9 protein-coding genes and 2 tRNA genes are annotated in these 8473 nt (G+C 43.6%); 3 read left to right on the plus strand and 8 right to left on the minus strand.

Going from position 1 to position 8473, the window contains the following annotated elements; genetic code table 11:
• Window positions 1-1881: 1881 nt before the first annotated feature.
• Window positions 1882-2796 carry a reverse transcriptase family protein gene (locus PHE24_06870; GenBank protein MDD4902821.1) on the plus strand — a complete coding sequence of 305 codons (915 nt, stop codon included), beginning with the start codon at window positions 1882-1884 and terminating at the stop codon, window positions 2794-2796.
• 53 nt (window positions 2797-2849) lie between these two features.
• Here PHE24_06870 and PHE24_06875 read toward each other — a convergent pair whose 3' ends face one another.
• The 8 genes from PHE24_06875 to PHE24_06910 all read right to left on the minus strand — a co-directional run bounded on the left by PHE24_06875 (window position 2850) and on the right by PHE24_06910 (window position 8083).
• Window positions 2850-3251, minus strand: a complete 402-nt coding sequence (locus PHE24_06875) for a hypothetical protein (protein ID MDD4902822.1) — start codon at window positions 3249-3251, stop codon at window positions 2850-2852.
• Window positions 3241-3924 (minus strand): DUF4065 domain-containing protein, encoded by a 684-nt coding sequence (locus PHE24_06880; protein ID MDD4902823.1) that lies wholly within the window; start codon window positions 3922-3924, stop codon window positions 3241-3243. Before PHE24_06880 ends, PHE24_06875 begins: the two co-directional genes overlap by 11 nt.
• Window positions 3925-4395: 471 nt before the next feature.
• Window positions 4396-4668 (minus strand): hypothetical protein, encoded by a 273-nt coding sequence (locus tag PHE24_06885; protein ID MDD4902824.1) that lies wholly within the window; start codon window positions 4666-4668, stop codon window positions 4396-4398.
• A gap of 3 nt (window positions 4669-4671) precedes the next feature.
• Window positions 4672-5856, minus strand: coding sequence for a hypothetical protein (locus tag PHE24_06890; GenBank protein MDD4902825.1), 1185 nt, complete (start codon window positions 5854-5856; stop codon window positions 4672-4674).
• 3 nt (window positions 5857-5859) lie between these two features.
• Window positions 5860-6084, minus strand: coding sequence for a helix-turn-helix transcriptional regulator (locus PHE24_06895; GenBank protein MDD4902826.1), 225 nt, complete (start codon window positions 6082-6084; stop codon window positions 5860-5862).
• Between the two features lie 524 nt (window positions 6085-6608).
• On the minus strand, window positions 6609-6869 hold the full coding sequence (locus tag PHE24_06900) for a hypothetical protein (GenBank protein MDD4902827.1): 261 nt from the start codon (window positions 6867-6869) through the stop codon (window positions 6609-6611).
• 842 nt (window positions 6870-7711) lie between these two features.
• Window positions 7712-8020, minus strand: coding sequence for a hypothetical protein (locus PHE24_06905; protein MDD4902828.1), 309 nt, complete (start codon window positions 8018-8020; stop codon window positions 7712-7714).
• Window positions 8012-8083: transfer RNA gene (locus tag PHE24_06910), tRNA-Glu, on the minus strand. The genes PHE24_06905 and PHE24_06910 overlap by 9 nt, the downstream gene beginning before the upstream one ends.
• A gap of 114 nt (window positions 8084-8197) precedes the next feature.
• Here PHE24_06910 and PHE24_06915 point away from each other — a divergent pair.
• Window positions 8198-8283 (plus strand) — tRNA-Ser (locus tag PHE24_06915).
• Window positions 8243-8398 carry a hypothetical protein gene (locus tag PHE24_06920; GenBank protein MDD4902829.1) on the plus strand — a complete coding sequence of 52 codons (156 nt, stop codon included), beginning with the start codon at window positions 8243-8245 and terminating at the stop codon, window positions 8396-8398. Before PHE24_06915 ends, PHE24_06920 begins: the two co-directional genes overlap by 41 nt.
• The last annotated feature ends 75 nt before the right edge of the window (window positions 8399-8473 follow it).

Below are 8473 nucleotides of genomic sequence, written 5' to 3' on the forward strand. Positions count from 1 at the left end.
ACAATGGCTAAAGTTGAGCTCGACGAAGGAGGAAAGTTAAGATGTCGGATACTCCGCCAGACAGAGAACCGGTTATTCTGATTTGGAAATGCACCAACTGTCTTGCCAGGGGGCCGATAGACGAGGGTTTGGAATTCCCTCGCTCGACCTGTCCGGGTTGCGGAAAGGAGACCGCAATCAGGCGAGTAGGCAGGCAGGGGGAGCTTTTAATCAAGGCCGCCTAAAACAAGAAGGGCGTTCACGACAGTGAACGCCCTTAAACTGTAAATTATTATTGGAGCGCTGCGCGCCAGATCTATGTGGTCCACAATAATTTTTTGGCTATTTCACAAAAAAAGGGCCACCGGAAAAGATCCCGGTGGCCTTGTCAGTAGAGGCAGCGTAAAACGCCGCAAATGAATGGTGTGAGGCTCTTGCACAGCCCCAACCAACTGCTCCCAATATACCAAATCAAGGATATTGGCGCAATTGATTTAGATATGGAGCGCTACGCGCCAGATCTATGTGGTCGCAAATATTTTGCTCGTCGTCACTCGCAAAATTTCGCCGACCGCGGCTCGCCCGTTTCGCTTGGAAGCGAAACATGGCTCCGCCCTCACAAAAGCGGAAAAGACTGGAGCAGTCCAGTCTTTCCGAAAGCCCGCTTTTGTGATCAAATCCTATCCTTTGCTCGAACCTATTTTGAAAAGAATGAAGGGAAAGGTTAGCGCTGCGCGCTCCCGCCCGCCGGCCTGCTGGCCGGCCACCGCCTGCGCCCCTGACCCGTGCTCGAAAGCATTTTTTTTGCGGGGGGGGGTATTGCGGTTTCGGAACGGTCCAGGGGCTAGGCGGTTACCCCGGCTTGACCCTAGAGAAGAAGCGAATCGGGGCTCTCGCTTCTTCTTCCGGTCCGGCGCCGGGGTTCGGGCGGAAGCGCTTCCCTTCAAGAGCGCGTGGTATATGTCCGGTTGGCCTGCCAGATCGCACCCTTGGCATCCGCCGTCGGGCATTTCCGCTAGGGCTACTCGCGCCTATCCTGCTCGGTGTGCGCCCTTAGGCCACTTGAGGGCGGCCAGGCGCACTCTTTATGGGGAGAGGGCGAACCCTCTCCCCAGCTCCTCCTCGCCTCGACAGGGCTCGGCCGACCGGAGTCGCCAACCCCTCTCCCTGTTTCCACCAGCGGTGTTAGTTAACCCGCTACGCTTCTTTAATATTCTGTGCCTTCGACCACGGCGGCGCTCATTTCATCAGGCCAGCCTTAGCGGAAATGCCCTTCGTCGTCTGCGGGGTGCTTTGTTGGTGCGGATCGAAATACAGAGTGTGCTTGCCCCAGCCCGCCGGAGTACCGGCGGGCTCCCACCCATGCGCGCACCACGGACGGAAAGAGGGGGCTCCCAAAATATGGAAAAAATTTACGGTTAATGTTAAAATACAAGGGTACTTTGATAATTAACCCTCCTAATCCATTGTCATAAATGACAATTTCCCTAATTGGGAACTATTCCTGCCTGTCCAAAACCATTAATGTAAAACGCAACACGGTTCTTCGTGATTGAATGATTATCCGATAAGCGATATACATAAATGTTTATATGACTGTAATTAATTGTTATCTTTAAGCTGAAGAAATTTAGCTTAGAATGGTCGAAAAATTAGCAAAGTATAATTTTTTCGGGAGGGTTTGTGGGTTTTTCCACCGATCTTTCCGAGCCGAGACAAAGTGAAAGAATTCAATAAGAAGCTTAAGTCTTTTGGGGATCTCCTCAAAAACTTGCTCACGGTTCTTTCTGGGGTCTCATCTTTAATTCCATGGGTAAAAGCAATTTTACGCGTAGTTAGAGATATTCTTCAGTACTACCACTGGAAAACATCGTCTTTACCCTTAAGGCGATGTTTTATTTTATGAAAAAAATTATCACTCACAGAAAAATAAATAAGGATATTTCTACTCTAGACCAGTTGGTCTCAATTTTGGAGATTGATAAGATTATTTTTAGTAAAATTTTGCGAACAGCTCCACTTCTTTATAAACAGATTGCCCTATCAAAGAAAGACGGTAGCTATAGAAATATTAATGCCCCACGACCTGACCTAAAGTTGATCCAGAGGTTAATTTTGGACAAGGTTTTTTCTGGCATTAAATTGCCACCATGTGTGTATGGTTTGTCAAAAAACCGCTCCATTATTGAAAATGCAAAATATCACTCCAGGAGCGATTATTTGTTAAATTTAGATATTAAAAATTTCTTTCCGAGCGTACATTTTGAAAAAGTAAAACAAATTTTCCAAGATATCGGTTTAGGAAAAATCTCATCTGATCTGTGTAAATTAACAACACTTAATTATGAGCTTCCACAGGGTACGCCAACAAGCCCATTCCTCGCAAGTCTTGCTTTAAACAACCTCGATTATCGGCTTACAAAGCTGGCTGAATCTAATCATCTTCTTTATACCCGATACTTTGATGATATCTGTTTTTCGGGAGACAGGCGAATTAAAGCACTGGAAGAAAGTATAAAAGGAATTATTAAAGAGGAAGGCTACCGTGTCAAAACATCAAAGAGGCAACTTTTTGAAAAAGGAGCTGTAAAAGAAATTAATGGTATCTTAATCACCGAAGGAAAATTATCGCTCAAAAGTACGGCCGATTTATTTGCATATCTGAATGAGCTAAAAAGTGAAGGCTTATCCCAATTAAAAAGCGACAACCCAGAAAAAGAGTGCCATTCACTCAGAGGCAAAATTTCTTTTTTAAAGCAAATAGACAGAAAAATGGCTTCAAGAATGGAGAACGTTTTTTGCTTGATAAAATGGTAACTTTAATTTCTCACCACGCACAAAAAAATAATAGAGAGGAAGATCCTCCAAGCCTAACATTTATTAATTAAATTTTTATATTCTGGATAATTTTCTTTAACTATTGTTTTCCACTCGGCAGTTTCATTTTTTCCACTTAGATCAGTCTTTCCGTACACAAGCAAAACATGGACAACCGGCATAATTTTATCTACTGCCACAATGCACCGATTTCCCGAGGACTTACGAGATTCTTTCGTGCCCGCAACTCGAAATTCGGTTTTGCAAATATCTATTTGTGCTGAACAGATGATTTTTTCGGCTATCTCTGTTTCAAAAAGAGAGTCCATTCTTTTGAACTCTTCTATAATAGCTCGCCAGGTGACATCCCAAGCGCTCTTGTACTTCTTTTTGAAGTTTTTTAGAAAATGCCGCTCGGCAAAATCTGCAACTTGCACCGAATAATTAGTAAACATGGTCCGGGTCTTCCTGAGTGATCAGTTCATACGGGATAATTTCGTCGGGCAAACAAATTTTATATGGTAGCTGGTTATGCGTAAAATTGACAATCTCCTGCGTTTTTTTGTCTTTCCATTTGCCAGCAATATCGCCGATTAAATTAATCTCGTCTTTTTCAAGTTCATTAAGTTTTTCTCGCTTTGATTCTTGGCTTTCGGATATTAAGATATATTCACCCTTCCGATTAATCAATATTCTGCCTTCTGATTCCAATTCATCTACAGCCCGGAAATACATATCAGGCACTGGGCCATATTGAAGACGGCGGTACTGCATACCGCTCATACTTTTTAGATTATCGTAGTACCAGGCAAAGTCCGCTAAGTACAACAATTTAGCCAATTTGGTTTTGGTAACTTGCCCGTCATTAGACACACCCCCACGCAAATACGCGAGGATCATATGCTTGTATTTTTCGTATTGCGGGATGGAAGAACACAATAATTCATTAACGCTAATACCAAACAGACCCGCCAGCTTTTCTGCTTCAGGTACGGCTAAATCACGCTTGCCCTGCTCGACGGCAATATATGACGCACGTGAAATTTTGAGGCGGTCGGCTATCTCTAACTGAGAAAGCCCCCTGTCTTTCCTGAGGGTTTTTATAAATGAGGCATATTGATTAGCCATGCGATTAGTATATCTCAAGGTGTCAAATTAGTCAACATTAAATGTTGGAATTTTTGACACTATTATGCTATAATAAAGAGCAGATAGGAAACAGTTTGCGGCCGTAACCTATCTGAGAAATATCTTTTTGCTTCTTTGGGATATTTCGGCTAAATCTGTATCAATAACTATGCAACATTATTGTAACAGACTTAGATCATTTAATAAATAAGGGGATAACTATAGTAAATTGGCTACATACATTCTAAGGAAGGACTCTCAACTTAAATACTATTGGATATTAAAGTCGGACAATAATCAAAAGATCATTTCGAGAAGTAGTGAATCTTATGAAACCCGTTCCGGTGCAAAAGATTCAATAGAATGGGTCCGAGTTAATGCGAAAGAGGCTGGCTTGAAAGACGAAGCGTAGATTAGAAAGAACGAGTCCGCAACTCGTTCTTTTTTAACTCTGTTTGAATCGTATGAGCACTAGTTGATATCTTCTTTTATTCTCGCAATAGTAAACTCATTTATGGCAAGCCACCTTAGAGAAACTTTATTTCCCGCATATTTATTTCGTAAGTGTCGGTTTATTTGTTCTAATGTAGATATTTTGTCTATATTAACATCATTCATTACTCTCCCATTCTCGTTAACTTCTTTATTTAAAAGAAGGAAGTCTAACTCTTCTTCATCCAGCATGTTCATTCTTGCTACTAGGTCAAGGAGGATTTGGTCTTTGTATATTTCTATTTGATCCATAAATTATTTCGAAAGAACATTGATTATAATGAGGCCAAGCACAAACACTCCGATAGCTGTCCATATACCCCAAGAAAGGGCAACGACACTTAACGCAATAACTATAAACCATTTTGTTTTCTTGCTCATTCCACCAGATTGGTTTATTTTGGTTGTTTTACTACTCGCTTCGTTTTCCTTTGGGAATTCCATATAGCTTTCGGGTTTACCAAATAATTCTTCGGAAAGCGGGTCGCGTTTTTTTGCAAGATCCTCCTCCTCTTCATTAGCTTTGTTTAATAAGACAGCAACGGCTGCCATTTGCTCAAAAAATGGTTCACTGGTTGAAATATTTCCACTAACATCGCCCTTCTTTTCAAGAACAAGTTTAGGAAGAAATTCATCTAAATCTATACTATTTTTTACAGCCGAAATCGCATGAGTACGGCTTGTATAAAGATCTTTAGTGAAATGTATCCACTCCTTAGTTGTGTTAAGAAGCTTTGATAAACCAGGATCGTTCTCAAGTACTTTCTGATTTTTTACTACTGCAGAGTCAATGTCATGGTAAATTTTTTCAAAGTCACGTAATTTTCGATGGATAGTTTCATGTCTTTCCATTAACTGTTTTTTATACAAATATTCTCTATTTGCATCAATAATTTTAAGAACCGTTTCGGCTTTCTCTATGCGCTCAGACGGACTCCATTTTTTAGGATCAACTAGATCTGTTGTTACACCGTCAACTACGGTTTTGTATTCGTTTTCAACACCTTTATCAAAATATACAGTTAATGCTGCCCGTTGCATTATAATTTCCGTTTCAATTTCCTGGCCAAGAGGCATGATTTTACCTGCAGAATGAGCAAGCTGATCTAAAGAGTCCATTTCGTTTTGAAGATTATCCAAATTTTCTTTTTCTTCTGGTTTCATGTGTTCTACCAACATTTTTTCAATAGAACCATGAATTGTTTTCCAGACGACTTGATCTGGAGTAAGTTGGTCATCGGATTTTTCGATATCTGTACGTTTTTTTGCATATAACTTAAGCTCGTACAGTTCTTTCATGGTCATCTCTTTCTTCCCAAGAGTAATGGCCGTAAATTCGTCGTAAGCTCTCTGAGCTGCTCCCTGATCTTCAGGAAGGACATTTTTAAGTGAAGTAGGGATATCCTCAACACTGACTTGTATATTATTGTCACTGGCCATAAATTATTTTTTTATAAAATAGTTAATATCTTTATTATAAATCTTCGCAAAGGTTTGAAGCTCAACGACATCAACTCGTTGCTGTCCTGACTCCACATTTGAGATGTGAGATTGTGGACGCCTTAACTTCTTTGCAACCTCGGTTTGCGTCAATCCTGCCTCCTCACGGGCCTTCCTTAATCGCTCGACGAAATAGGCGTATTCCTTTGTCCTAATTGATCTTGTCATAATACTACTATGGTCTATCTAAATATTCAATATCCAAAGTTTGGATATTGTGATAAACTTAAAATCGAATCCGTTCCGAAACCGCAATACCCCCCCCCGCAAAAAAAATGCTTTCGAGCACGGGTCAGGGGCGCAGGCGGTGGCCGGCCAGCAGGCCGGCGGGCGGGAGCGCGCAGCGCTAACCTTTCCCTTCATTCTTTTCAAAATAGGTTCGAGCAAAGGATAGGATTTGATCACAAATTGAAACTTCTTCCGGCTGGAGCAAAAAATCGGTGGGCGCCGACGGCGCTGGGTGGGAGGACGAAACGAATTCCAGCTTGCGGGTGCGGGCGAATTGGGAGGGCGGGCTAGAAACAGAAATGAGATCTTAATAGTTTTCTTTGTTTGAAGCCAAAATCATGTCCAAACCAAAATATTTTCTCTATGCTCGCAAATCAACCGAGGACGATGACAAACAGGTGATGAGCATCGAAGCGCAATTATTTGAACTGCGAGAGTTTGCGCTCCGAGAAAATCTTGAAATTCTAGGGGAATTTCAAGAGTCGAAAAGCGCCAAGAGCCCCGGCCGGGAAATCTTTGGCGTAATGATGGCTAAAATAGAGAAAATGAAAGAGGGTGTCGGTATTATAGCCTGGCATCCTGACCGCCTGGCGCGCAATAGTATAGATGGCGGGCGCATCATTTACGCCGTAGATACCGGCCCGATCGTCTCTTTGCGCTTCCCCACCTTTTGGTTTGAACCCACTCCGCAAGGTCTCTTTATGCTTCAAGTGGCGTTCGGCCAAAGCAAGTATTACTCCGACAATTTAAAGCAAAATGTGGAGCGCGGTATGCGCCAAAAACTGCGCCGGGGTGAATGGCTGACGAAAGCACCCTTCGGCTATGTGAATAATCCCAAGTCGCGTAACATTGAGCCGGATGTTGTGAAAGCGAAAGTTATTGTTTGCGCTTACGAGAATTACGCCTCGGGCCGCCATTCGTTTGAATCACTGGCGCATTTTTTGGCTGACCACGGTGTAACTACGAAAGCCGGTACGCCACTTGGCAAAGCTTCCGTGAAAAGGTTGCTGACTAATCGAGCATATCTCGGCTTTACTAAACATTATGAAGAATATTTTCCCGGTAGCTTTGCGCCAATTCTGTCCCCGACACTGTTTGAAGCTGTCCAGAAAATACTTGGCGAGCGAGCGCGACCAAGACAGAGCCGGCAAAATCACAATTTTCCTTTCACGGGTCTTTTTCGTTGTGGCGAGTGTGGCAGTATGATTACGGCGCAATGGGCGACAAACAGATGGGGTATGAAATATCGCTACTATCGCTGTACGAAAAAGAAAGGAAAATGTGGACAGGGCTATGTCCAAGAGGAAGAGCTCGCTCGCCAAGTAAGGGATGAGCTTCAAGCCGTGTCGTTACCCGAAGCGTGGACAAATTATCTGCTCAAAAAAGTTGATGTTTTTGAGCAGGAGAAGAACCACGCTTCGGGATCTCGGCTCGGGCGGACGAAGGAGGAGCTGAAAACGCTTGAAGCTAAGCTTGATGCGCTCGTTGATCTGTATTTGAACAAAGATATTGAACGCGAAGTATATTTGAAAAAGAAAGATGTATTGATGAGAGAAAAACTCGCGCTTCAAGCCGAATCTTCCTCCGCCCGAGCCGAGAGCCAGAATTGGGTCGAACCCTTGCGGAAGTGGATTTTGGCTTCAAAACGCGCGGGGTTTCTGGCTGGCAGTACAAAGTACGCCGAAATGCGCGACTTTGTGCGTTCCTTCGGAACGAACCCCGCGCTCAAAGACAAAACTATCTCAATCTCATTTTGCCCGCCCTCCCAATTCGCCCGCACCCGCAAGCTGGAATTCGTTTCGTCCTCCCACCCAGCGCCGTCGGCGCCCACCGATTTTTTGCTCCAGCCGGAAGAAGTTTCAATTTGTGACCCCACCGGGAGTCGAACCCGGATTACCACCGTGAAAGGGTGATGTCCTAACCATTAGACGATGAGGCCTCTTGGAAGCGCATTTAATATAACACTTTTTTGATAAATTGCAAAAGTATGATATATTCAAACGGTTAATTGGCCAAGCTATTGGGTTGCCAATAGCCGCCCGACCAAGTTTAGGGAGAGGTGGCAGAGTGGTCGAATGCGCACGTTTCGAAAACGTGTGTGCCCAAAAGGTACCGTGGGTTCGAATCCCACCCTCTCCGCATGACTACGGGAAAGATCGTCTTGGTAATGATCGTCATTATTTTAGCCTGTGTTGGGGCGATTTTTGGCATCATCCGGCTGACTTCCGGACCGGAAGATTTTTGGTATTGCTAGAACGGCCAGTGGCTAGCGCACGGCCGGCCGAGTGCTGAGAAGCCGATGGTCTCCTGTCTTTCCAATGTCGCGCCG

The organism is Patescibacteria group bacterium (assembly GCA_028707065.1).
Classification (GTDB): Bacteria; Patescibacteriota; Patescibacteriia; order Patescibacteriales; family WJLG01; genus JAQTUZ01.

Bases quoted from the DNA above. Each gene is read 5' to 3' on its own strand.
- PHE24_06870 (MDD4902821.1), top strand. From the start codon at position 1,882: ATGAAAAAAATTATCACTCACAGAAAAATAAATAAGGATATTTCTACT.
- PHE24_06875 (MDD4902822.1), bottom strand. From the start codon at position 3,251: ATGTTTACTAATTATTCGGTGCAAGTTGCAGATTTTGCCGAGCGGCAT.
- PHE24_06880 (MDD4902823.1), bottom strand. From the start codon at position 3,924: ATGGCTAATCAATATGCCTCATTTATAAAAACCCTCAGGAAAGACAGG.
- PHE24_06885 (MDD4902824.1), bottom strand. From the start codon at position 4,668: ATGGATCAAATAGAAATATACAAAGACCAAATCCTCCTTGACCTAGTA.
- PHE24_06890 (MDD4902825.1), bottom strand. From the start codon at position 5,856: ATGGCCAGTGACAATAATATACAAGTCAGTGTTGAGGATATCCCTACT.
- PHE24_06895 (MDD4902826.1), bottom strand. From the start codon at position 6,084: ATGACAAGATCAATTAGGACAAAGGAATACGCCTATTTCGTCGAGCGA.